The 24,954-nt window shown below is 39.8% G+C and carries 25 protein-coding genes; 18 read left to right on the forward strand and 7 right to left on the reverse strand.

Features of this window, described 5'->3' with window-relative positions:
- Nucleotides 1-140: 140 nt before the first annotated feature.
- On the forward strand, nt 141-2,084 hold the full coding sequence (gene thrS / locus M0R79_RS02780) for a threonine--tRNA ligase (protein WP_248416518.1): 1,944 nt from the start codon (nt 141-143) through the stop codon (nt 2,082-2,084).
- A gap of 938 nt (nt 2,085-3,022) precedes the next feature.
- Here the strand turns inward: thrS and M0R79_RS02785 are convergent.
- Nucleotides 3,023-4,237: a D-alanyl-D-alanine carboxypeptidase family protein gene (locus M0R79_RS02785; protein WP_248416517.1), complete on the reverse strand. Its 1,215-nt coding sequence runs from the start codon at nt 4,235-4,237 to the stop codon at nt 3,023-3,025.
- Nucleotides 4,238-4,417: 180 nt separating this feature from the next.
- Here M0R79_RS02785 and M0R79_RS02790 point away from each other — a divergent pair, with 180 nt between their 5' ends.
- From M0R79_RS02790 to phaC, 6 genes are all read left to right on the forward strand, one after another.
- On the forward strand, nt 4,418-5,608 hold the full coding sequence (locus M0R79_RS02790) for an O-antigen ligase family protein (protein WP_248416516.1): 1,191 nt from the start codon (nt 4,418-4,420) through the stop codon (nt 5,606-5,608).
- Nucleotides 5,609-5,814: 206 nt separating this feature from the next.
- On the forward strand, nt 5,815-6,345 hold the full coding sequence (gene infC / locus M0R79_RS02795; protein WP_248417198.1) for a translation initiation factor IF-3: 531 nt from the start codon (nt 5,815-5,817) through the stop codon (nt 6,343-6,345).
- A 23-nt stretch (nt 6,346-6,368) separates the two neighbouring features.
- On the forward strand, nt 6,369-6,566 hold the full coding sequence (gene rpmI, locus M0R79_RS02800) for a 50S ribosomal protein L35 (protein WP_092572501.1): 198 nt from the start codon (nt 6,369-6,371) through the stop codon (nt 6,564-6,566).
- Nucleotides 6,567-6,594: 28 nt separating this feature from the next.
- Nucleotides 6,595-6,954, forward strand: coding sequence for a 50S ribosomal protein L20 (gene rplT / locus M0R79_RS02805; RefSeq protein WP_248416515.1), 360 nt, complete (start codon nt 6,595-6,597; stop codon nt 6,952-6,954).
- 323 nt (nt 6,955-7,277) lie between these two features.
- Complete coding sequence (locus M0R79_RS02810) at nt 7,278-8,615, forward strand: poly(R)-hydroxyalkanoic acid synthase subunit PhaE (RefSeq protein ID WP_092572503.1); 1,338 nt, start codon at nt 7,278-7,280, stop codon at nt 8,613-8,615.
- 55 nt (nt 8,616-8,670) lie between these two features.
- The gene (gene phaC / locus M0R79_RS02815; RefSeq protein ID WP_248416514.1) at nt 8,671-9,741 is read left to right on the forward strand and encodes a class III poly(R)-hydroxyalkanoic acid synthase subunit PhaC; all 1,071 of its coding nucleotides are present in this window, start codon (nt 8,671-8,673) and stop codon (nt 9,739-9,741) included.
- 52 nt (nt 9,742-9,793) lie between these two features.
- Here phaC and M0R79_RS02820 read toward each other — a convergent pair whose 3' ends face one another.
- Nucleotides 9,794-10,702, reverse strand: coding sequence for an alpha/beta fold hydrolase (locus tag M0R79_RS02820; protein ID WP_248416513.1), 909 nt, complete (start codon nt 10,700-10,702; stop codon nt 9,794-9,796).
- A 44-nt stretch (nt 10,703-10,746) separates the two neighbouring features.
- Between M0R79_RS02820 and M0R79_RS02825 the strand changes: the two genes are divergently transcribed.
- A complete protein-coding gene (locus M0R79_RS02825; protein ID WP_092572506.1) occupies nt 10,747-11,145 on the forward strand; it encodes a MaoC family dehydratase in 399 nt (132 codons plus the stop codon).
- A 96-nt stretch (nt 11,146-11,241) separates the two neighbouring features.
- Here the strand turns inward: M0R79_RS02825 and M0R79_RS02830 are convergent, their stop codons facing one another.
- Together M0R79_RS02830 and M0R79_RS02835 are read right to left on the reverse strand one after the other, a co-directional pair.
- Nucleotides 11,242-11,958, reverse strand: coding sequence for a DsbA family protein (locus tag M0R79_RS02830; RefSeq protein WP_248416512.1), 717 nt, complete (start codon nt 11,956-11,958; stop codon nt 11,242-11,244).
- A gap of 89 nt (nt 11,959-12,047) precedes the next feature.
- Nucleotides 12,048-12,638 (reverse strand): CYTH domain-containing protein, encoded by a 591-nt coding sequence (locus M0R79_RS02835; RefSeq protein WP_248416511.1) that lies wholly within the window; start codon nt 12,636-12,638, stop codon nt 12,048-12,050.
- Between the two features lie 104 nt (nt 12,639-12,742).
- Between M0R79_RS02835 and yjbM the strand changes: the two genes are divergently transcribed.
- The 4 genes from yjbM to mgtE are packed head-to-tail and all read left to right on the forward strand — an operon-like array spanning nt 12,743 to nt 16,491.
- The gene (gene yjbM / locus M0R79_RS02840) at nt 12,743-13,384 is read left to right on the forward strand and encodes a GTP diphosphokinase (protein ID WP_092572509.1); all 642 of its coding nucleotides are present in this window, start codon (nt 12,743-12,745) and stop codon (nt 13,382-13,384) included.
- A 9-nt stretch (nt 13,385-13,393) separates the two neighbouring features.
- Nucleotides 13,394-14,227, forward strand: coding sequence for an NAD kinase (locus tag M0R79_RS02845; protein WP_092572510.1), 834 nt, complete (start codon nt 13,394-13,396; stop codon nt 14,225-14,227).
- Nucleotides 14,224-15,126: an RluA family pseudouridine synthase gene (locus tag M0R79_RS02850; protein ID WP_248416510.1), complete on the forward strand. Its 903-nt coding sequence runs from the start codon at nt 14,224-14,226 to the stop codon at nt 15,124-15,126. Before M0R79_RS02845 ends, M0R79_RS02850 begins: the two co-directional genes overlap by 4 nt.
- The gene (gene mgtE, locus M0R79_RS02855; RefSeq protein WP_248416509.1) at nt 15,127-16,491 is read left to right on the forward strand and encodes a magnesium transporter; all 1,365 of its coding nucleotides are present in this window, start codon (nt 15,127-15,129) and stop codon (nt 16,489-16,491) included.
- A gap of 3 nt (nt 16,492-16,494) precedes the next feature.
- Here the strand turns inward: mgtE and M0R79_RS02860 are convergent, their stop codons facing one another.
- Entirely contained in the window at nt 16,495-16,938 is a 444-nt protein-coding gene (locus tag M0R79_RS02860; protein WP_248416508.1) for a GNAT family N-acetyltransferase, read from the reverse strand.
- A 120-nt stretch (nt 16,939-17,058) separates the two neighbouring features.
- Here M0R79_RS02860 and M0R79_RS02865 point away from each other — a divergent pair, with 120 nt between their 5' ends.
- The 6 genes from M0R79_RS02865 to ptsP all read left to right on the forward strand — a co-directional run bounded on the left by M0R79_RS02865 (nt 17,059) and on the right by ptsP (nt 22,913).
- Nucleotides 17,059-18,117, forward strand: a complete 1,059-nt coding sequence (locus M0R79_RS02865) for a M42 family metallopeptidase (RefSeq protein ID WP_248416507.1) — start codon at nt 17,059-17,061, stop codon at nt 18,115-18,117.
- Between the two features lie 64 nt (nt 18,118-18,181).
- On the forward strand, nt 18,182-18,847 hold the full coding sequence (locus M0R79_RS02870) for a DivIVA domain-containing protein (protein ID WP_092572515.1): 666 nt from the start codon (nt 18,182-18,184) through the stop codon (nt 18,845-18,847).
- A gap of 63 nt (nt 18,848-18,910) precedes the next feature.
- On the forward strand, nt 18,911-20,494 hold the full coding sequence (locus M0R79_RS02875; RefSeq protein ID WP_092572516.1) for a peptide chain release factor 3: 1,584 nt from the start codon (nt 18,911-18,913) through the stop codon (nt 20,492-20,494).
- A 152-nt stretch (nt 20,495-20,646) separates the two neighbouring features.
- Entirely contained in the window at nt 20,647-20,778 is a 132-nt protein-coding gene (locus tag M0R79_RS09345) for a DUF2087 domain-containing protein (RefSeq protein WP_143440748.1), read from the forward strand.
- Nucleotides 20,779-20,916: 138 nt separating this feature from the next.
- On the forward strand, nt 20,917-21,183 hold the full coding sequence (locus tag M0R79_RS02880; RefSeq protein WP_092572517.1) for a phosphocarrier protein HPr: 267 nt from the start codon (nt 20,917-20,919) through the stop codon (nt 21,181-21,183).
- Complete coding sequence (gene ptsP / locus M0R79_RS02885; RefSeq protein WP_092572518.1) at nt 21,183-22,913, forward strand: phosphoenolpyruvate--protein phosphotransferase; 1,731 nt, start codon at nt 21,183-21,185, stop codon at nt 22,911-22,913. Before M0R79_RS02880 ends, ptsP begins: the two co-directional genes overlap by 1 nt.
- A 108-nt stretch (nt 22,914-23,021) precedes the next feature.
- Here the strand turns inward: ptsP and M0R79_RS02890 are convergent, their stop codons facing one another.
- A complete protein-coding gene (locus M0R79_RS02890; protein ID WP_310795419.1) occupies nt 23,022-23,957 on the reverse strand; it encodes an IS3 family transposase in 936 nt (311 codons plus the stop codon).
- Nucleotides 23,861-24,448, reverse strand: a complete 588-nt coding sequence (locus M0R79_RS09270; protein WP_310795404.1) for a helix-turn-helix domain-containing protein — start codon at nt 24,446-24,448, stop codon at nt 23,861-23,863. The genes M0R79_RS02890 and M0R79_RS09270 overlap by 97 nt, the downstream gene beginning before the upstream one ends.
- Nucleotides 24,449-24,954: the final 506 nt, after the last annotated feature.

Consider the following 24,954-nt stretch of genomic DNA (forward strand, 5'->3'; position numbering starts at 1 on the left):
TATGGGCGGACGGCTGAGATCGTTATTATCTCGTAGAGTAGAAGAGGATATCTTCTTGAATTTGGGTGGAACCACGTTGACCACGTCCCATTAGTCTGTTGGCTAGTGGGACTTTTTTAATTGTTTAAGGAGGAATATTAATGGAAGAAATTATTTTAACGTTTCCTGATGGAAAAGAGAAAGCTTTTGCCAAGGGAACAACTATCGCTGAAGTGGCGGGATCAATTTCCAAATCATTACAGAAAGCTGCACTCGCTGGGAAATTAAATGACCAACTGATGGATTATCATCAAGCGATTAACGAGTCAGGATCCATCGAAATTATTACCGATAAAAGTCCTGAAGCATTGAATTTATTACGCCATTCAAGTGCCCACTTATTGGCTCATGCTTTGACTCGTTTGTATCCTGGTGTCCACTTTGGGGTTGGGCCTTATATTGAAAATGGTTTTTATTATGATACGGATAGTCCTCAACCTATTTCTGAAGATGATATTCCTAAGATTGAAGCCGAAATGAAGAAGATTGTCGGAGAAAATCATCCGATTGTGGGCGAAGTCGTGTCTCGAGCAGAAGCTTTGGAAATTTTCAAAGAAGATCCTTATAAGGTGGAACTGATCAATGATCTACCAGCAGACGAGGAAATTACGGTCTATCGTCAGGGTGAATTTGTCGACTTATGCCGGGGTGGCCATGTTCCTAGTACCGGAAAAATCAAAGTATTCAAACTCCTATCCTTAGCGGGAGCTTATTGGCGGGGAAATTCTGACAATAAGATGATGCAACGGGTTTATGGGACTGCCTTCTTCAAACAGGCAGATTTAGATGCTTATCTCAAACAACGTGAAGAAGCGAAAGAACGCGACCATCGTAAGCTAGGTAAGGAAATGGACTTATTTATGATTAGTCAAGAAGCTGGTTCTGGTTTGCCTTTCTGGTTACCAAAAGGGGCGACCATCCGGCGGATTATTGAACGTTATATCATGGATAAAGAAATTTCAATCGGCTATAACCATGTTTATACACCGATTATGGCTAAGACTGATTTATACAAAACCTCAGGCCACTGGGATCACTATCAAGAAGATATGTTCCCACCAATGGATATGGGGGATGGCGAGATGTTAGTCTTGCGACCAATGAACTGTCCTCACCATATGTTGATTTATAAGAACGATATTCATTCTTATCGAGAACTGCCAATTCGTATCGCTGAATTGGGGATGATGCACCGTTACGAGAAATCTGGGGCTCTTTCAGGTTTACAACGGGTTCGAGAAATGACCTTGAACGACGCCCATATTTTCGTTCGTCCTGATCAAATCAAAGATGAATTTAAGCGCGTCTTGGAGTTGATTCGTCAAGTCTATGAAGACTTCCATATTACCGATTATCGCTTTCGTCTGTCTTATCGTGACCCTAACGATACTAAGAAGTATTTCAACGATGATGAAATGTGGGAGAAAGCTCAATCCATGTTAAAAGAAGCCATGGATGAATTAGGTCTCGAATATTTCGAAGCAGAAGGGGAAGCTGCCTTCTATGGGCCTAAATTGGATGTCCAATTTAAGACAGCGATTGGTTTAGAAGAAACGATGTCGACAGTCCAATTAGACTTCTTATTACCTGAGCGCTTCGACTTAACCTATGTCGGTGAAGATGGACAAAATACTCACCGACCTGTCGTGATCCACCGTGGTGTGGTATCAACCATGGAACGCTTTGTGGCTTATCTTATTGAAGAATATAAGGGGGCTTTCCCAACCTGGTTGGCGCCGGTGCAAGCTGTCTTAATTCCGGTAAATAATGAAGCTCACGGTGAATACGTTGAAAAACTTTATAAACAATTGAAAGACCAAGGTTTCCGCGTTGAAATGGATCTGCGTAATGAGAAGTTGTCTTATAAGATTCGTGATGCGCAAACGTCTAAGATTCCTTATCAAATCGTAATTGGCGATCAAGAGATTGCAGATCAAAGTGTGAATGTGCGCCGTTACGGTTCGCAAAAATCCGAAACGATGGCTGCTACTGACTTTGAAGCTTTGTTAAAAGACAAAGTTGTAAACAAAGCGATTGAATATTAAAAGTGTTACATTTGTTAGATAGACAAATTAAATTTTGATATTCTGTTGGTATATGACAAACAAAGTTTAACCGAATATTTACCGGGCAAGAGACCGTCCTTCAAAGTCTTAGGCTTTTACGGACTAGTTCCACTAGAGCATCTCTAAGCGACCAATCGTTAAGAGCTGCTAAGCTGCCTGGAACTTCTTAAAACTTGCTGGGTAAATATTCGGTCCTTTGTTTGTCAAAAAAACATGAGTCTTAAGATTTAATATTCGAAAGAATAATTAACAAGTAATCTTGAACATTGTTTTATTAACAAAAGCTTCTCAGTGAGTCGTCCTTGAAATTAAGCGTAACGAAACAAAATTTAACCGAATATTTACAGGGCAAGAGACTGTCCTTCAAAGCCTTGGGCTTTTACGGACTAGTTCCACTAGAGCATCTCTAAGCGACCAATCGCTAAGAGCTGCTAAGCTGCGTGGATCTTCTTGAATCTTGCTGGGTCAATATTCGGTCCTTTGTTTGTCAAAAGAAACATGAGTCTTAAGATTTAATATTCGAAAAAATAATTAACAAGTAATCTTGAACATTGTTTTATTAACAAAAGCTTCTCAGTGAGTCGTCCTCGAAATTAAGCGTAACGAAACAAAATTTAACCGAATATTTACCGGGCAAGAGACCGTCCTTCAAAGCCTTAGGCTTTTACGGACTAGCTCCACTAGAGCATCTCTAAGCGACTCGTCGCTAAGAGATGCTAAGCTGCGTGGAACTTCTTAAAACTTGCTGGGTAAATATTCGGTCCTTTGTTTTGGGTGTCTGAATGCTTTGGCGCTGCTTTTTTATTACTTGGCGACACGAATCAGTGTTTAATAAATAAAAATCCGATTCCCTATGGTATCAGCCAAGCGGAATCGGATTTTTTAATGCTTATGTTTTTGATAAAGACAGCCTATCCTTAGTTAAAGACGCTAAAGATATTTTTGATAAAATTGGTTAATGGATTCTCCCGTTTATTTTCATAGTCTTTGAAGGTTTTTTCTTGTTTTTCTTCAGTTTTAGCTGCTTGTTCTTTTTCTTTCTGAGCCAGTAATTCCTTCAAGCTATTAGTATCATAGACCGGTAATTTGTCTGATTTGTAAAGATCAGGATAGTCGAGTAAGGCATCTAATAGGATTTCAATTTCCCAATAGGATGACATGCCTTCGCCAAAGGTTCCCATAGCTACCGCAATAACTTTACGGCCATTTTCGGTACTGGTGGCGACGAAATTGCGGCCGGCTGCATCAGTGTAACCTGACTTCAATCCAGTGATTCCTTCGCGGCCATATTCCCCACCTGCAAGTAATTGGTTCGGGTTGGTAATGACGGTTTCAAGTTCGGTACCTTCTTTGAATACATATTGTTCAGCAGAGGTAACTTCTAGAATTTGAGGGTAATCCTCAATCACATGTTTGGCCATTAAAGCAACATCAGCTGCAGACATATAGTTCTCGCTAGTGGCACTCGAACCAGGCACCCACATTGATTCTGGTAGTTCTTCATTGGGTGCACCAGACGTTTGGTAGAATTGGATGTTGGTAATGCCCCATTCGGCTAATTGTTCTTTAATTGCATTGACGGCTAACTCTTCATTGCCGTAGATTTCCCACATTAAGGCAGAAGTAGCATCATTCCCTGAGAGTAGCATGACTCCGTAGATTAAATCTTTAACGGTATATTTTTCGCCAGCAACTAAACCTGCATTCGATAGATCAGGGTTAGCTGAGATGTTGTCAGCAATTTCTTGTGGAATGGTAATCTCGCTATCCATGCTAAGCTTGCCTTCATCAATCGCTTTATAAACTAAATAAATGGCAATCACTTTAGACATAGAGGCAATCGGGTAGGGGGTGGTTCCCTCTTTCTCAGCTAAGATTTTATTGGTTTCTTGGTCCATTACCACGTAAGAACGCGCGTCCATATTATCTTTATACCATTGACTTAGGTCTTTGGGATAATCATCAGGCATCTTGAATGGCTCGATGGGTTGCATAATTTGAGCATTGGAGCCGATGTAAGGTGTTTTTGATACTTGAGCAAAAGCGGTGAATCCAGAATAATTCATCATAAATAGTGAACAGATTAAGCTAGATAGGATCACTTTTTTTGCTAATGGTTGTTTAAAGTTCACAAAATTCCTCCTTAAAAGTAATCTATCATATTATAGCCAAACTTAGCGATAATTACACATAAATTCAAAAAATTCAAAGAAAAAACATAATTTTGTGAGTCGAGGACTTAAGGCTTTGTGTCGCAATTCGGGCTTAGATGCTATATAATACCACTGAGTATCTATGTATGGAGGTGGGGCATGACAGCAAAATTAAATAAAACGCCTGAACTCGATCAGCTCTTTATATTCACCTCTTTGGCCATTGTCTTGCCATTCTACTTGAGCGGGCCGATTCTATTAATTAACCTGCTACGCTTAGTGTGGAGAGATCGTCATCATCTAGGTGACTTTGTCCAAAAAAGTGCCTATTATTTAATCTTTATTGGCTATTGTATGCTTGTCTCCTTATGGCGAGGCAATCTTATTGGCCTGGGGGTTAGTCTGGCGTTCCTGGCTTTTCTATATTATTTCTATCAGTATGGTCGCTGGATTAATGGCAGGCAGTATTTAAAATTATTAAATTACCATGTTTTCTTGAGCGCCGGTTTAAGTTTATATGCGATTGCCGTCTATCTCAATTACATTTATCAACATGGTTATTCTTTGCTTTATATTGTTCAATATAATAATTTGCAGACCAGAGCTGAAGCGACCTTCTTCAATGCAAATTATTATGGTTTATATTGCTTATTTATTTTAGGGATCATTTATTATCTTTGGACCAAGATTAAATTAGCTAAACTTCGTTGGCTTTATCTGGCGATTGCTGGCTTAAACTTGATCTCCATGATTTTAACAGCCTCTCGTTGGCTATGGCCGACCTTGCTGTTTAGTTTGGCGACTTTTATTTTGATTTTAAATTTGAAATGGCTGCTTTATGTACTGGGTGGAGGTTTAATTGGCCTTTTGGCCATTGTGATTCGGCCTCAACTATTGCCCCGGGCTGAATCGATTGCTTATGCATTCCGTGATCGAATCGGTCTATGGACTACCGGAATCAAATTATTTCAATGGCATCCTTGGTTCGGTACTGGTCCCATGACGTTTATGTCTTATTATTATTTAATTACGGATTCTGGTAATATGCATGCCCATAACTTGATAATTGATATTCTGGCAAATTATGGTCTTATTGGGACCGTCTTATTATTACTGGCATTGTGGCATAGCTTAAAGGACTATCTTCCCTTATTGCGCGATTCGCGGATCCGTTTAGAAATTGCTTTTTTAGTGACCATGATTGTTATTATTCTGGTCCATGGTATTATGGATGTCGCCATCCTCTGGTTACAAACAGGCTATCTGGCCTTGATGATTTTAACGCTGCCTCAAGATGTTGTAAGCCAATTGGTAGAGATTCGTGTTGAACATTTTAAAGATTTGCTATAAATCGAAATTCACCCCTTGTTTTTTAACAGGGGGTGTGTTAGTATATTGAAGTTGATATAACAAGTAGAAACACGCCGTTTCTCGCCAATCACCTGAGTGACTTGGCAAATATTCAAGTTTTCCTGTGGGGAAGACATTTTTCGGCGAGTTTATCTATGATGGACTTGCTTTTTTTATGGCGTGAATTTACTCAGTATCAAAATATTATGGAGGTGGAACCTATCGCTAAAGAATTACCGATCAACGAAAGTATTCGTTCGAAGGAGCTACGCATTATTGGTGACAATGGGGAACAAATTGGAGTGAAATCTCTTCAGGATGCTTTGACCCTAGCAAGATCGTTCGATTTGGATTTGGTCTTAGTTTCTCCTAATGCTAAACCACCAGTAGCTCGGATTATGGACTATGGAAAGTATCGCTATGAGTTACAAAAGAAAGAAAAAGAACAACGCAAGAATCAAAAAGTGATTACGGTGAAAGAAGTGCGCTTAAGCCCTTCAATTGAAGATCATGATTACAATACCAAATTAAAACAAACGCTTAAGTTCCTTGAAAAAGGGGACAAGGTTAAAGCGTCCATACGTTTCAGAGGTCGGGCGATTACTCATAAAGAATTAGGTCGGGATGTCTTAGATGACTTCATCGAAGATACTAAAGATTATGCGACGGTTGAATCAGCACCGAAGATGGAAGGACGCTCTATGTTTATGATCCTTGCACCGAAGAAAGAAGATTAAGAGGAATACTAGGAGGAAAGATTATGCCAAAACAAAAAACTCACCGCGGATTAGCAAAACGTGTAAAAAGAACTGGTTCAGGTAAATTAAAACGTGCTCGTGCTTTTACCCAACACCGTTTCCACGGTAAAACTAAGAAACAACGTCGTCAATTACGTCATAACGGAATGGTTCATCCAACCGATTATAAACGTATCAAAGATATGATTTCATCATTATAATTCAGAAAGCTAAAAGGAGGAAACAAATATGGCACGTGTTAAAGGTGGATATGTAACTCGTCAACGCCGCAAACGGATGATTAAACTTGCTAAAGGATATTACGGCGCTAAATCACTTAAATATAAGATGGCTAAACAACAAGTTATGAAGTCTTATATGTATGCATACCGTGACCGCCGTCAAACCAAACGTAATTTCCGTCGTTTATGGATTACTCGGATTAACGCAGCGGCTCGTCAAAATGGTATGAGCTACAGCCAATTAATGAATGGATTAAACAAGGCAGGCATTGAAGTGAACCGTAAGATGTTAGCTGAAATTGCCGTCAATGATGCAAATTCATTCAGCGCGATTGTTGATCAAGCCAAACAAGCTCTTAATATGTAGGACGCTTACATTAAATAACTATTAAAAAACCTTATTGGATTAGATGATATCTGAGAATAGTTTTCAAGTATTTTCAGCAAAACTTCATCTTTTTCGATGAGGTTTTTTTGCTTGTATTAGTTTAACTTATGAAAAATAAGAATTTGATTTGAAATACTAATAGCTAATTTCAAGAAATGATGTAGCATATTCCCTTATAAACATATACAATAAAAGGTGTGAAGGAGATTTTCACATAGGCTTTGGGCTCTCACATCATTTTGCCATAATATTTTTTATTTAACAGGTGATGTAGACGTTTTCATAAAATTAAGGAGGATACTATGAATAATCAAGAGTTTATGAATCAATGGTTTGATGCACAAAAGAAATTAGCCGAACAATGGCAATCCATGTTGCCATCTATGGGTAATGAACAAAATGCAGGATTCCAAAAAATGATGGAAGCCCAACAAAAAATGTTCAATGATTGGGCACAAGCCTTCAACCCTTCGTCAAGTACCGCTTCTAATCCTTTTGCAATGTTTACACCATTTGCAATGCCTAACAATCCGATGAATAGCTTCATGGAATCTCAAAAAGAGATGTTCGAAGGCATGCAAAAAGCTTATCAAGACAGCCCTGTAGGCGCGTATATTAGTCAATTTCCTGACTTAAACACCTACATGGAAAACTTCCGTTCAATGTATGATCCAACGCAATTAATCAAGATGATGGATTCTGATTCATTCAAGACCATTGCTAAAGCCATGGATGCGAATCGTAACTTTGTATCCTTCTATCGCTATTTCGATAGCTTAAAAGATACTTATGGCAAACCATTTGAAGAAGATGGTAAGAAATTAATGGAGAAATGGGTAGCCGATAGTGAGAAATTCTATGGTGACTTTGTTGAACCATTCATTCCAGCTCAAGTGCGTGACTTGCTTCAAGCACCTAAGAACTTGGCTGAAACCATGCAAGGTTCATTCACTAACATCTTAGGTCCATGGGCTGGTTCTTTTGCCGAACTTTCTCGTTTATATGTTGAAGGGGCTAACGGTGACACCGATAAATTAGCAGACTTCTTCGCTCTATGGAAAGCTAACTACCAAAAAACAATCGCTCCGTTATTCAAGATGCCTGGTATGGGGAACAATACTGAAAAGATTGAATCTCAAAATGCCTTTATCGATCAAACGATGCAATTAATCTTAACGGGTGTAGAATTCCAACAAAAACTTTCACAAGTTTCACAAAATCGAGTGAAAGAGTTAATTCAAGAATACGAAGAATTAATTAAGAAAGACGAACAACCTAAGACTTATAAAGAATTCTATGATTACTGGACCGGTGAAATTGAAAAGACCTTGAAAGATTACTTCTTCTCGGATGAATTCGCTGTAATGTTGTCTGAATTTGGTCAATCTAATGCACAATTCATTATTGCTCGTAACAAAGTGATGGAAATTGCTTTACGTAATACCCCAATCGTGGTCGAAAGTGATGCTCGTAGCCTTTATAAGAAAGTTCATGATTTAAAACGTGATGTAAACAACTTGAAACGTGAACTCAAAGCTTTAAAAGAAGAAAAAGGCGCTGAAGACACTAAAGAAACTGCTAAAACGACCACAACTCGCCGTCGGACCAGCACCCCTCGTGCTCGCAAGACAGAAGAATAAGTCGACCTTAAAACGGATTCATTCGTAGGCTAAGTTTTGAAAGGAGTATATTAACATGGTTGAAGATTTATTTAGAATTTCTAAGCAAAATTTCCAGGATCAATTATCTGCCCAAGAAAAACTCATTCAAGGTATCCATACTTTGTCAAATCTAGAAATGCCTAAAGGTGGGGTTTCTGAGAAAGAAGTTATCTACATAGAAGACAAACTCACCCTGTATCACTTTATTCCAAAAGTTAAAAACCACTTAAAAACACCAACCTTAATCTCTTATGCCTTAGTTAATAAATATTACATGCTTGATTTACAAGAAGGAAACAGCTTCATCGAAGACTTATTAAATGCCGGTGCGGATTTATATGTGATCGATTGGGGTTATCCTACCAAAGACGACATGTATAACACCATGGAAGATTATATCCAAGGCTATATGCGCAACTGTGTCGAAGCGGTCCTTGAACATGCGCAAGCAGACAAGTTGAACTTCTTCGGAATTTGTCAAGGAGCTACTTTTGCTACCATTTTTACGGCCTTAAATCCACAATATGTTAAGAACTTAGTAACGGTCGTTGCGCCAATTGACTTCTCTCCATCAGATCGCTTGTTATTCCATTGGGGTAAAGAGATGGATGCGGATTCTATGGTTGAAGCTTACGGTAATATTCCAGGTGATGTGATGAATAATGGTTTCTTATTGCTATCACCAGTAAAATTAACCACTAATAAATATTTAGATATTATTGACCGTCTTGATGATCCTAAGGCAATGACTAACTTCTTAGCGCTTGAAACTTGGATCTTTGACTCACCAGATCAAGCTGGGGCAACCATTAAACAATTCACCAATGATTTATACCATGGCAACAAACTGATTAAAGGCGAGTTGAAGATTGGTGATCAGGTGGTTGATTTGAAGAATATCGAACAACCATTGTTGAATGTGATTGCTACCCGTGACGATCAAGTCCCACAAAAGGCTTCTGAACCATTAAACAAAGCCGTGAGCTCAAAAGACACTGAAACTGTTCGCTACGAATCTGGTCATATTGGTCTATTTGTTTCAAGACGTTCACGTAAAGAAATGATTCCTAAAGTCATGGAATTCTACAAGGAACGCGACGAATAAGATTCGTAAACAGAAAAAGGAATTTGAGCTTGGTCAAATTCCTTTTTCTTATCTATTTTTGCGGAATAGGGTGTTCATTTCTCAAAATAGTCAGAAAAGAGATAAAATCATCCGCGATAATGGCATGACCGGTTTCGAGAAGAAATAATTTGGCCTTGTCGCCTAAATATGCTTTGGTCTGTTGACCATCCGCTAAATCAACAATCTTATCATAACGGCCGTGAAGGATAACCGTCGGAGCCTGAATTAATTGATAACGATTACTACCAGGATGATAGCCATTCGATTGGTCAGTCATATTAAATTCTAGTAGGTCATAATAGATATCAGAGTAATTTCTCTGTTCATAAATCGCCTCCAGATAGAGTTGCATTTCACTGGAACTTAGTTGATAAGTATGGTAAAGCGTCTCAAGCAATTTAGTTAATAATTTTTGATCATGGTGTTTAATCGCTGACTCCATCTTTTGTAAAAGCGGATTCCATTTCTGAAATCGTCTTTGGTTAAAGCTGAGGGCTGATCGGGCAGGAATCTTAACCGAGGATAATAATTTGTTCGAGCAAGTTTTGAAACCTTGGATACCGACCGAGGCAACGAGGAAGAGTTGATCAATTCGGTGAGGGATCGAAGCAGCGAGTTCCATGGCCACCCCTCCGCCCATTGACCAACCCAGCACCGTGGTAGTCTGGATGCCAAGTTGATCCATCCATTGAACCAGGTCATCACTGAGATCCTTAAGTGAACGCGTCGGGCGGCGATAACTACTTTTGCCGAAACCGCGTAAATCGACAGCGTATACTTGATAATCTTCCTTGAGAGCTTCCATGGTTGAATGGAAATGGACCGAAGAACTCATATTCCCATGAATGAGTAGCATTGAGGGTCCTTTATGACCGGCTTTACGATAGGCTATTCTTTCTTGATTAGGTAAATCCACAAAATTTAAAGGATGTAGTTTCATAATAACCTCCACAGGTAAAAAAATAAAATATAGGAGTGATAGATATGGCAACATATGAAATTGGACAATCAGGGTCTTTTACCAAGACCATCACCGAAGCAGATGTGGTACTATTCGCAGGCGTATCAGGGGACTTAAACCCAGCCCACGTCAACGAAGTTGCTGCTTCTCAAGGAATGTTTAAGAAGCGGATTGCCCATGGGATGTTGGGAGCTTCATTAATCTCTGCGGTATTGGGTATGCATTTCCCCGGACCTGGTACCATCTATTTAGGGCAAAATTTGAAATTCGTTAAGCCAGTAGCGATTAACGATACCTTAACCGCAACCGTGAAAGTGACTTCAATCAATGATAAAGGTTGGTTAACGCTAGATACGACCGTCACCAATCAAGATGGCGATCCAGTAATCAAAGGGGAAGCCAATGTCATTCCGCCCAAATAAATAATTGATTCTGATGAACATTAATTGTCAAGGAACAAAAAGGGACATCCAAAAGATAGCTCACAAGCTACCTTTTGGGTGTCTCTTTCTGCTTAGCTAATAGAATGTTTCTTGGGAAGTGTCACGAGTATCCTCGCTCTTATGAATAATGGATAATTTGGCCTTTGCTCTTGGTTTTTCTTTACGGGAGAGGTAGTATCTCTGCACGATATTATCTAATTCTTCCAGAATCACTTCGCGGGTGATATCTTCCCGAATTAAAATACCGTCATGTTCCGATTGATTTTGAAAAATGACAAGGGCAGGAGTCTGTTGGACTTGCATTTCGCGGGCAATCTTTTGATCCTTTAAGAATAGTTGGCGAACGAAATCAGAATTCAAATCTTCTAGAAAGATTTGCAAATCTAAGCCGATTTCTTTGGCAATGTCACTAAACATTTCTTCAGAGAAATCTTCCATATTATGGTTGAACAATTCCTGCAAGCGAATTAGGAATTGACGGCCTAATTTTTTACCTTGTAGGGAAGCCGCTTTGTAGGCTACGGCCGCCTTGTAGACAATATTATAGTATAGATTGCGCTGGGCCAGATTGGCATGGTTAATATTTATTTGTTCTAAAAAGTGATAGATTGCTTCGTGGTTATGGTAAGTTAGAATATTAACATCTACTTTGGAATTAATCATATTAATTGAGCGTATCAATTCTTGTTCTGAATGATAACATCGCATGCCTAGGGGATTCACAAAGAGATAGAACTCGAACGAGGAAGGCACCCCATTCAGTTGATATTCGACTTGATAGTTAGGGACCATTCAATGCCTCCTTCCTAAATGAAAGTTTCGGCTCTTTCTAAAACTTATCCTAGCACGGTCAGTTGATAATTACCAATAATCTGCCTAAATTATTTGTTCCGGTCTAGGTCTTGATAATGAGCCGCTCGCGATAATTTTTTGGCAGCCGGCTTGTATTCTAGCTGATATTGGTCGAGAAAGTCAAACCACACGTTTGCTTGATCCAAGTCTTCTAGTTCGCATTCTAACTCATAGTCTTCAGTTTGAGGGAAGAAGCTGTGATCTAGACAGAAAGTTGCTCCCGGCACAGGATAAAGATAACGATGGGTCGACATCTGATAGTGTAATTGCAATTGTTCGATTGGAATCTGGTGATTATGGATGAATTTGATCAAGTCTGCATCTGTGAACCAAGTGGGATTAATAGCAGAACTGATGCTATCGACTGGTCCTTGCTCTTGAGTGATTTCAATGGAACGAAGCTCTGAAATGAGTTGTTTGATCGTCCATTCAGACCGATCTTTAAAGACACGTAGCCGCAAGGCCGCATTAATTTTGGCTAATTGATGGTCGGGTGTATCATAATAATAGTTGGATTGAATCAGGGCGGAACGGGGTTTAAATCCTAACTGATCGATTAAGCGTTCAAATTCATCTTTCCGCAACATTGTTTTATATTCTTGCTCGATATTTTTAGTCATAGGGTCCTCCTTAATCAGACTTGCTGATTCAATAATAGCGAAAGTATGTTAGAATAACAAAGGAAAATCAATCCTACTAGTCGAATTAGAAGGAGAGTGGTTCAATGCGTGAGACGATGGACCAACAAATTAAAGATTGGGATGCTTTCTTGGCTCCTTATCATCAGGCAGTGGCCGAATTAAAGTTAAAACTTAAGACGATTCGAAATGAGTTTCAATTGGCGGGCAAGCATACACCGATTGAATTTGTAACTGGACGCGTCAAATCCAAAGAAAGTATTTTGGAAAAGATGGAGATGCGTAAAATTGATCCCCAAGACTTCCTGATTGGCGTTCAAGACATCGCTGGAATACGGATTATGTGTCAATTTGTCGAAGATATTTATGAAGTCGCTGAATTATTAAAGGATCGCAAAGACTTCAAGGTCATCTTGATTCGTGATTATATCCAAAGTCCTAAGGAATCTGGTTACCGTTCTTATCATATGGTAATCGATTACCCGGTTCAAAGAGCTCATGGAGTCCAACATGTGATTGTGGAAATCCAAATTCGCACGTTAGCGATGAATTTCTGGGCAACCATTGAGCATTCTTTAAATTATAAATATCGCGGCAAGTATCCCGACCATATATTAATGCGTTTGGAACGTGCTTCGGAAGCTGCCTTTCGCTTAGATGAAGAGATGTCTGAGATTCGCGAAGAAATTCGTGAAGCCACCCATTATTTTGAGAAACGTAATGATTAGGAGTCGATTATGTTAACTGTATTATTATATGCGAATGACAAACAATTATCACAGGCTTTGAAGAAGGAATTTATCCAGAAGATTAAGGACCAACCGATTCGCTTAGTAGAAGAGAAGGAGCAAGCGGATTATATTATCACCATTGGCGGTGATGGCACTTTACTTTCTGCTTTTCACCGCTTCCCTCAGTATCTTGAATATAGTCAATTTATAGGAATTCATACGGGGCATTTAGGTTTTTATGCGGATTGGTTGGCTAATGGAATTGATCAATTAATCAGAGGCTTAGTTTCTGGCAACCGCGAATCGGTTTCATACCCTTTATTGACAGTAGATATCAAAACTACCGACAAACGAAGTATCCGCCGCCTGGCTTTGAACGAATTTGTCCTAAGATCAACTGCCGGAACGGTGGTCTGCGATGTTTACTTGGATGACTTTTGTTTTGAAACTTTTCGAGGCGATGGCATCTGTATCTCAACGCCTACGGGTTCAACCGGATTGAATAAATCTTTAGGGGGGGCAGTCATTCATCCCAAGCTAGATGCCATGCAGATGACTGAAATTGCTTCAATCAATAATTTAATTTATCGAACACTATCTTCACCGGTCATTGTCCCTCAGGAAGAGAGTATTACTTTGAAACCTGATTCACAGAGTGGTAATTTTATCTTGAGTTTGGATAATCAGAGCTTGTCACTGGAGAATATTGAGTCTATTCGCACCCAAATTGCGCCCCAACGAATCCGTTTTGCCAGTTTGAAACACACTCATTTTTGGGACCGGGTGGCTTCTTCCTTCATTGGTAATCATCCAAGTGATTCGCGGGAGTTGAATCGATGAAGTTCGAATGGCGCTTTGATCAAGAGGAACCGATGACGGTCCTTCAATATTTAAGATTGCAGGCGATTCCCCGCCGTTTCATTAGTCGCTTAAAGTATCAAGGTGGCGATATCAAAGTCAATGGTCGCAGTGTAACGGTAAGAGAAGAACTTCATGTGGGAGACCTCATTCAGCTCTATGCTCCCATTGAACAGGGCCATGAGACGGTGCCGGCTTCTTCAGCTCCAATCGAAGTGGTTTATGAAGATCGTGACTTATTGGTGGTTAATAAACCTGTAGGTATTGTCTCAATTCCTTCCCGACGAGATCCAGATTCAGCAATGGCTAATCGGATTAAGGGATATTACCAAGACCACCAATACCAGGATCAAGTGATTCATATTGTGACCCGGTTGGACCGCGATACTTCGGGCTTGATGTTGATTGCGAAACATCGGCTTGCTCATGCTTGGATGGATCAACAGATTCGCCATCAGCAATTAAAGAAATATTATTATGCCATTAGTCAACGGCAAGATTGGCCTGACCATGGTTATATCGATGGACCGATTGCCCGCGATCCTCAATCCATTATTACTCGACGAGTGGATCCTCAAGGGCAAGCCTCACTGACGGAATACTGGCTTCAAGAGACTTTAAACGATTCAAGCTTGCTTAAATTACGCTTGCATACAGGCAGAACCCATCAAATTAGGGTTCATCTGAGTTGGCAGGGTGGTCCGCTAATTGGTGATGATTTATATGGGGGACGATTGGAATCGCCCTTGAATCGTCAAGCTTTGCATTGTGGTCAATTAGAATTTGTCCAACCTTTCAGTGGCCAAGCTATGGTTCTCAAGCAAGATTTGCCAGCAGATATGTTAGAATGGGTTCAGAGAAAGAAAATAAGGAGGGTTTAGGTGGAAGTTTTTGAACGAAGCATTGAAGAACAGGTGAGAATCTTACAAGGCTTATTGGCCAATAACCGAATGACACGCTTTAGAACTGAATTTCTGGCCCTTCATAACTATGACCAAGCACAGATTTTTAATCAATTAAAGAGTGAGGATCGGGAGAAAGTTTACCAATATCTGTCTCCTTCTGAACTGGCTAATTTTTTCGATGCTTTAGAAGCTCAGGATGAGAAGATTGATGGTTATTTTGAAGAGATGCTGTATCCATATGCCGCCAATGTTCTGGCCGAAATGTATGCTGATAATGCGGTTGATGTCTTGAACGAATTGAAAGACCGTGACCGTGTGAATATTTACATGCATTTGATGCCAGCCGAATCCGCACGTGAGATTAGTCAGCTGATTAATTATTTGGAAGATACGGCTGGGGCGATCATGACGACGGAGTATATCGCGATTGAAGAAGGGTTGACTTTAGCGGAAGCCTATTATCAATTACGTCAACAGGCCATTGAAGCAGAGACGATCTACTATGTATACGTGATTGATCAGCATCACCGACTGACTGGTGTGATTTCTTTGCGGGATTTAATCATAAATGACGAGGACAAATTAGTGGCAGATGTAATGAATAATCGCGTGATCTCGGTCCAAGTGAATGACGATCAACTCGAAGTTGCCAAGATGGTCAAAGACTATGACCTATTGGCCTTACCGGTAGTTGGTTTCGATCAAGAACTGCTTGGCATTGTCACCGTGGACGATGTTTTGGATGTCATGCAGGAAGAAGCCGAGAGCGATTATTCTGGATTGGCCGCTGTAGACGTTTCAGAGAAGCATATTTCCCCGTGGTCGGCAGCGAAGAGCCGTCTGCCCTGGTTAATTACTTTGTTATTCTTGGGGATGGGTACCTCAACGGTGATCAGTCGTTACAGTGGTCTGGTCGAAGAAGTTTCGATATTATCAGCATTTATTACGCTAATTACTGGGACGGCTGGGAATGCGGGAACGCAATCCTTAGCTGTAACTGTACGTCAGTTGAATAGCAAGGACCATGACAAACAGGTGGGCAAGACCTTTGGTTTTGAACTCCTAACTGGCGCCATTACTGGTCTGGTCGTTGCCCTCTGTGTCTTCTTAATTGTCTTTATTTGGAAAGGCAATCCTTTCTTTGGATTGATTATTGCGGCAGCGATGTTTATGGCCATTGTCGTTGCCAATCTAGCCGGATTATTTATTCCTTATTTAATGGATAAATTAGGCTTTGATCCTGCTGTCGCGAGTGGGCCCTTTATTTCTACACTCAGTGACTTGACATCGGTCTTTATTTACTTTACGATTGCTGGGTTATTTTTAGCATATCTTCTATAAACTTTAGGTCAAGCTTTTATAGAGATTTTGATGTAGGATACCTGCCTCGATAAAGGCGGGTTCTTTACTTTGCCGATAATTAGATTTTAGGTAAAAGGGCAAGGCGCTCTGCTGGGCAGAAAGATAAATATAATCAATACCCTGGTCCTTGGCCCAGGCTTCCATCTGGGTTAATAAAGCCCTGCCGACCGATTGTTGACGAGCTTCGAGCTTGACAGCGAAGCGTTGTAGGTGGGCACGGGAAGAATTTGCGTCGAGATGAAGGCGACAACAAGTTGCGACAGGAGTTTGATCCAGATAGGCTACAAAATGATAAGATTCACCATCGAGTTGATCCCATTCAATGTCGGGGTCAATCCCTTGTTCCTTGACAAAGACGGTCTGACGAATGGAGCGAGCATCTTGATAAATGGGCGACTGATCACCGAAAGAAACGCTTACATTCATGATAAAATCCTTTCTAAAAATAGATTGAAAGATGAGTTAAATATAGGTATGATTATAGTACATGTTAACTAAATTGGACAAGCAAAGAAGATTTAATCATGGATAAAGGGAGTCGACAGAATGAAAGGTATCAGTGATAAAAGTAAAGAACGGTTGGAACGGATTGCGTGCTTAACAGCGATTCCTTCACCTACTGGCTTTACTCAAGACATCTTAGACCGTATTGAAAGTAAATTACAAGACCTTGCAGTTCCTTATCAAAAATCTGCAAAAGGGGGCTTGTTGGTCAGTCTACCCGGAAAAGATGCTCTATCTCATCGCTATCTAACTGCTCACATAGATACCTTAGGCGCTATGGTTCGCAAAATAAAAGATAATGGCCGTTTAAAAATCGATTTAATTGGTGGTTTTATCTTTAATGCGATTGAAGGCGAGAATTGCCTGATTCATTCCTTAAATACAGGACAAAGTTACTCAGGCACGATTCTGATGCATCAAACCAGTGTTCATGTTTATAAGGATGCTAAGACCGCGGAACGAAATCAGGATAATATTGAAATCCGCCTCGACGAGCAAGTACAACAAGCTGAAGACGTTCGTCAGTTAGGCATTGAAGTTGGGGACTTTATTTCTTTTGATCCAAGAGTGGTCATCACCGAGTCAGGCTTTATTAAGTCACGTCATTTGGATGACAAGGTCAGTGTCGCCTTGTTACTCGAATTGATTGAGGATGTGCAAGCGGGACGACTCAATTTGGCACATAGCACTCATTTTTATATTTCTAATAATGAAGAGATTGGCTACGGTGGCAACTCTAATATTCCGAGTGAAGTAGTTGAATACTTGGCGGTGGATATGGGAGCCCTAGGTGATGATCAAGCTTCGGATGAATACACCGTGTCCATTTGTGCCAAAGATGGTTCAGGGCCATATCATGTAGGCTTACGTCAACATTTAGTTAGCTTATGCCAAGAGTATCAAATTCCTTATCAGGTGGATATCTATCCATATTATTCGAGTGATGCTTCGGCTGCCATGCGGGCCGGGCACGATTTAAGACATGGGCTGCTCGGCGCGGGGATTGAAGCAAGTCATGCTTACGAGCGGACCCATGCCAAATCAGTGGATGCGACCTATCAATTATTATTTGAATATTTACGGAGCCCGATGGAAGATTAAGGCGCTCTTTGAGTTTCATACAATTTGAATCAGTAGTGTAAGAGTAATAGAAGAAGGTGGGAGTATGGAACATTTTTCCTTAAGTTTTTTGGGCTTTAATCGACAACAAGTCAATGAAGTGATAAATAAGCAAGAAAAACAAATTCAAGATTTACAACGACAATTGGAACAATTGCAATCCAGCCAGCAGGAGTTAACTGAAGAGGTTGAGAACTATCGGCAGATGGAGGACGCTTTGCAACAAGGGATTCTGGATGCGCGCGTGACTGGTAAGAAGATTATTGATGATTCTTCAATGACAGCTGATAAGTTAATGCAGCAAACCCAAGAACAAGTTAACCAGTATAAAGAAGATTTTGCTTTCCATAGTAGGGAACTGGCTGAATCTGGCCATGATCTTAAAGAGAATTTACAGAACATGAAGAAAGAATTTCAAAAGATTCTGGATTCTTACCAAGATATGTTAGATTCAACTGATTTTGATCGGATTTATCCACAAAAATATATTGAGCGTCTTTTAATTCAAGTTTCAGCCTATGAGGATGATGAGACGATGGATTATGATGATCAAATCGATGAACCGATCCGTAATCAACCGATGTCTGACGAAGAGAAATTAAAGTTAGAACAGCTCATTAATGAAGTCATTACTAACGAAAGGGTCGAAGAGGAGACTGATCCGAATAAATTTATCGACTTTTCAAAAATAAAAAATTCACAAGAAGGTTAAAGCGGCAACAATCTATCGCTGAGGCGTTAGGTTGTTTTTTTATTCAGAATCAAGGAGGCTTATATGGCGAACGATATTAAAACAGAAGTCAATAAACGACGGACCTTTGCGATTATTTCCCACCCGGATGCTGGGAAGACGACCATTACTGAACAATTGCTCTTATTTAGTGGGGCGATTCGCGAGAAAGGGACGGTCAAAGCTAAGGGGAAGAAGTCTAATAAATTTGCGAAGTCTGACTGGATGGATATTGAAAAGCAACGGGGGATTTCGGTCACCAGTTCAGTCATGCAGGTTGATTATGATGGTTGCCAGGTGAATATTTTGGATACACCGGGGCATGAGGATTTCTCGGAAGATACTTACCGTACTTTGATGGCCGTCGATGCTGCCGTCATGGTGGTTGATACTGGGAAAGGGATTGAACCACAGACCAAACGTCTCTTCGAAGTTGTCAGTCACCGGGGGATTCCTATCTTTACCTTTATGAATAAATTAGACCGAGACGGTCGTGAACCCTTGGATTTAGTTTCAGAACTTGAAGAAGTTTTAGGAATCGATGCCTATCTGATGAACTGGCCGATGGGTATGGGCAAAAATTTACTAGGCTTATATGATCTATATAATCAACGGGTTGAATTGAGAAATTCAGAGACCGATGAAGCTGATGTTTACATCGACTTGGACGAGTCAGGTCAAGTGAGTGGCGATCATCAGTTTACCCAATCAACGATTTATAGCCAAGCCTTAGAAGATGCTCAGCTTCTTCATGAGGCCGGGAACCCTTTTGACCGCGAGCTAATCAATCAAGGAAAACTAACTCCAGTCTTCTTTGGTTCTGCTCTAACAGGATTTGGTGTCCAAACTTTCTTTGATGCCTTTATTGATCTTGCTCCAGCTCCGGGTCCAACCCGATTAGCGGATGATCAGATTATCCAACCCGACGATCCTGAATTGTCAGGTTTCATCTTTAAGATTCAGGCCAATATGAATCCTGCTCACCGAGATCGGATTGCTTTTATTCGGTTGGCTTCAGGTAAATTTGAGAAAGGCATGAATGTGACTTTAGAAAGAACTGGCAAAACGCTCCGTCTAGCTCACACCACTCAATTTATGGCCGATACTCGCGAGGAAGTTGCTGAAGCCTTTGCGGGCGATATCATTGGGCTGTACGATACGGGTCAATTGCAGATTGGTGACAGTATTTATGAAGGTAAGCAAGCAATTAAATTTGCTGATTTGCCACAATTTACACCGGAACTCTTTATGCGGGTCAGTCCTAAAAATGTCCTTAAACAGAAGTCTTTCTATAAAGGAATTGAGCAATTAGTGCAGGAGGGAGCGATTCAGCTCTATAAGACTTATCATACCAATGAATTTATTGTGGGTGCGGTCGGTCAACTGCAATTCGAAGTATTTCAACATCGTTTGCTTCATGAATACCATTCTGAAGTGGATATGATTCCGATGGGTCATCGGATTGCCCGTTGGATTGATCCAGCTGACTTAGATCCTAAGATGTCTTCAAGTCGGAACTTATTAGTCAAAGATCGATTCGACCAGCCAGTCTTCTTATTTGAGAATACTTTCGCTGAGCATTGGTTTAAAGATAAATATCCAGAGATTCAATTAGAAAGCTTGTTATAAAAATCAAGGAGCTTACTGATGATTCCCGAAAATATTGAACGCTTCTTTTCGGAAGAACGTATTCATATATTACCGCGGAAATTGAAGACGAAGAAATTAATTTTAGACTATATTGATTAACAGTTAGTTGTTGGACAATACAGTAAAAAGAGATTAATCATTGGCTCAGCCAGTTCGACGATGATTATGCCATCTTACGTCGATTATTAGTAGGTTATCACTATTTCTGTCTAAGCAAAGATGGGTCAGTATCTTATAAAATGGCGACGGAAGACGAGTTTTGATTTTCTTATTTAATTTTAATATAAGCCCTAAAGTTTGTTTGTGTCCCTAGTTTTTTTATTGTGGAAATATATAAAACATGTTATCCTTAAGGGGTAAGGGTTTGCAATATTATTACACGCGCAAAGGAGAACGATACGATGGAAAAGAAAGAATTTAATGTGATTGCTGAAACTGGAATTCATGCACGTCCAGCTACTTTATTAGTTCAAGCTGCTAGCAAATTTGCTTCAGATATTAATTTAGAATACAAAGGTAAATCTGTGAACCTAAAATCAATCATGGGTGTTATGTCTCTAGGCGTTGGCCAAGGGTCTGATGTAACCATTACGGCAGAAGGAGAAGACGAAAAAGAAGCCATCGAAGCTATTTCTGAAACTATGGTTAAAGAAGGACTTTCTAACTAATGACTGCGGAATTTCTTGCAGGTATTGCGGCAAGTGATGGCATTGCAATCGCACCTGCATATTTATTGACCGAACCTGATTTGTCTTTTGAAAAGAAGACAATTTCAGATTCTGGTGCTGAAATTCTTCGTTTTGAAGAGGCAGTTAAGCAGGCTCATCAAGAAATTAGCCTGATTAAGAAGCGTGCTGAAGAAAGTCTAGGAAGTGAAGAAGCTCAAGTCTTTGAAGCTCACTTAATGTTCTTGGATGATCCTGAATTCATTGGTCAAATCAAACAAGTGATTACCGATCAACTGATTAATGCGGAAGCCGCTTTAGACCAAATTGCTCAAATGTTTATTACTATGTTCTCTGCAATGGAAGATAATCCTTACATGCAAGAACGGGCTGCCGATATCAAGGACGTGTCTGAACGGATGATGGCGATTCTACTGGGACTGAAAGTACCCAGTCCAGCTACTATCGATCATGAAGTGATCGTGGTTGCACATGATTTAACGCCAAGTGACACGGCTCAATTAAATAAGAAATATGTTAAAGCTTTTGTGACAGATATTGGAGGACGGACCTCTCACTCAGCGATTATGGCTCGAAGTTTAGAAATTCCAGCCATCGTGGGTAGTCAGTCTATTACTCAATCGGTGAAAGATGGCCAAACCATTATTGTGGATGCTCTCGCCGGACAAGTCATTTTGAATCCAAGTCAAGAGGATATTGCTAATTACCAACAAAAAGCACAAGATTTCCAAAAACAAAAAGAAGAATGGGCTAAGCTCGTGGATGCCCCTTCAGTCACTCAAGATGGGCATCAAGTCGAATTAGCTGCCAATATTGGTACGCCAAAAGATGTCGAAGCTGTCTTAGCTAATGGGGCGGAAGGCATTGGTTTATACCGGACAGAATTCCTCTATATGGACTCAGCTAATTTCCCAACTGAAGATGAACAGTTTGAAGCTTATAAGACGGTCTTAGAAGCGATGGAAGGTAAACCAGTCATTGTTCGAACCATGGATATTGGTGGCGATAAGGAATTACCTTATCTAGATCTCCCCAAGGAAATGAATCCCTTCTTAGGCTATCGCGCCATTCGGATTTCCTTAGACCGTACTGAAATCTTCAAGACTCAATTAAGAGCTTTGTTAAGAGCATCCAATTACGGAAATTTAAGAATTATGTTTCCGATGATTGCCACTTTGAAAGAGTTTCGTCAAGCTAAAGCAGTCCTAGAAGCCGTTAAGGCAGATTTATTAGCGGAAGGGCAGACAGTGGCGGATACTATTCAAGTGGGTATTATGGTTGAAATTCCAGCAGCAGCGGTCTTGGCCGATCAATTTGCTAAGGAAGTCGATTTCTTTAGTATTGGAACCAATGATTTAATCCAATATACGATGGCGGCTGACCGGATGAATGAACAAGTTTCATATCTCTACCAACCTTATAATCCTTCAATCTTACGTTTGATTAAGAATGTGATTGATGCTTCCCACCGTGAAGGTAAATGGACCGGCATGTGTGGAGAAATGGCTGGTGATCAAACCGCTGTACCAATTCTTCTGGGAATGGGCTTAGATGAATTCTCAATGAGTGCTTCTTCAGTATTGAAGACACGGAGCCTGATGCAATCACTAACACTCAGTGATTTACAAAAACTTGCTGATCGTGCTTTGAATGAAGCCGGAACAGTCGATGAAGTGGTTGAAATGGTTCAAGCTTTAACCCAAAATAAATAATTTACATATCAATTTGCAGATCCAGGTACTAGAGTGACCCCAAATAGTTGGACCAGAGAGATGAACACTATTTTGTGTTTGTCTCTCTTTTGGTTTAATGATAAATTGTTAAGCCGCTTGCGCTTTTCTATATGCCACAGGACTTAGCCAATTCAATTTTTCTTTAATTCGTTCTTCGTTATAATACTGAATGTAATCTGTGATTGCAGTTTCTAATTCCTTGTAACTTCGATATATTTTCCCATAATACATCTCCTGTTTCATCACACTAAAGAAATTTTCGATCGGGGCATTATCATAACAATTCCCTTTACGCGACATACTTTGGAATACTTGATGTTCTACTAGTAACGCCTGATATTCCTTCATTTGATAAGCCCAGCCACGATCTGAGTGGAAGGTTCGTCGATAGGCGCATTCTTTCGATGCTTCTAAAGCTTCTTTCAACGCCTCAATCATCGTGATCCGATTCGGTTGAGAAGATACTTTAAAACTAATGATTTCTAGATTATACAGATCCATAAAAGGATCTAAATACATTTTCTTAACTTGAAGTTTACCAGAATGATCTTCTTCATAATATTTGAATTCGGTCGTATCCGTAGTAATCTTTTGTCTAGGGATGGACGTCTCAAATCTTCGATTCATCCGGTTAGGAGCAATCCGTCCTAGGACTCCCTTGTAACTATTGTATTTTCGATATTTACGTCCGAAGTTTTTAACCTGAATCTTTAATACTTGACAGAGACGTTGGACTTTCTTTTTATTAATGTGCCACCCTTGGTTAACAAGGGTCGCATGAATCCGACGATAGCCGTAATTCGGATGTTTCTTACGAATCAACAAGATGGCATCTTTGACTTTTTGGTCTGGATCTGATTTTTTCCAATGAGCTTGCCAATACATATAAGTGGATTTAGGAAAATCAATCGCCGCAAGAATCTCAGCTAAAGTAAATCTTTCTTGTTGTCGGAGCTTGTGGATGATTCTTGCTTTGTCTTCATTGCTTTCTGTTGCCGCAAGCTCCTTAGCATTTCCAAGTATTCATTTTTTATCGTTTGCATCTTTAATTCATACTCAAGTTCTTCAATTCGTTTATTTGCCCACTCTAGATCCGTTATCTTCAATGGAATAGAAGAAGTTCGTTTTTCTCTGCTCGTTCGTTCTTGCTTAGACATTGGTGGCCTCCCTGGTTTGCGAGAAAGACCTTCAATCCCGTGGTTATGATACTCTTGACGCCATCTAGGAATCAGTGAAGGATTATTCAATCCCAATTCATTCGCCACATCTTGATAGGATTTCTCACTGGCTTCATACAAAGTGATTGCTTTTAACTTAAAGTTTACACTGTATGTCTTATTTTTTCGAGAGCGCATTAACCCTTTTATTCCTAAAGTTTTATAAGCGTTCACCCAGGTTCTTAATTCTTGGGAGGATTTAATCTTATATTTCTTCGTCAACGTCTTCATCCCGATGGTTCCAGAAAGATATTCGGATACAATTTTCATTTTAAATTCTAAACTATATTTAGCCATACAAATACCCCCTAAAGTTGGATCATTCGGTCCAACTTTAGGGGGTCAGTACATACCCTTAAGGTGCTTGGGTCTTTTTAGTTTTTTATTTATTATCAAAACAATGAGTTTATGAATTAAGGGCACCTGCAAAAAGTGGTTTTATAATACAGTAATTATTTTATAGGAAATGTCAAACTATCAGGTATAGTCCTTCGTTTATTAACTTAATCTACAGACTTGCTTTAGGACTTATTCTTTAAAAACAAGAGGATTTAAGAGACTGATGTGTCTGAAGTATGATACTCCGATGATTTTCAGCTTCGCTTGTGACCCTAGAAAAGTTTATTTCTTGAGAATTATTTTTGTGTGGATAAATCCTTTTATCTTTTTATCTTAATAGAATAAAATTAGATACTGCTTCGAACACAATTTTTCTGGAATAAATCTACTAGTCAAATATTAATAGACTATATGTCAAAAGGTTGTATACTTCTGAATTACCTAGATTCTTATGAATATTTTTG

Source organism: Ignavigranum ruoffiae (genome assembly GCF_023195815.2).
Classification (GTDB): domain Bacteria; phylum Bacillota; class Bacilli; order Lactobacillales; family Aerococcaceae; genus Ignavigranum; species Ignavigranum ruoffiae.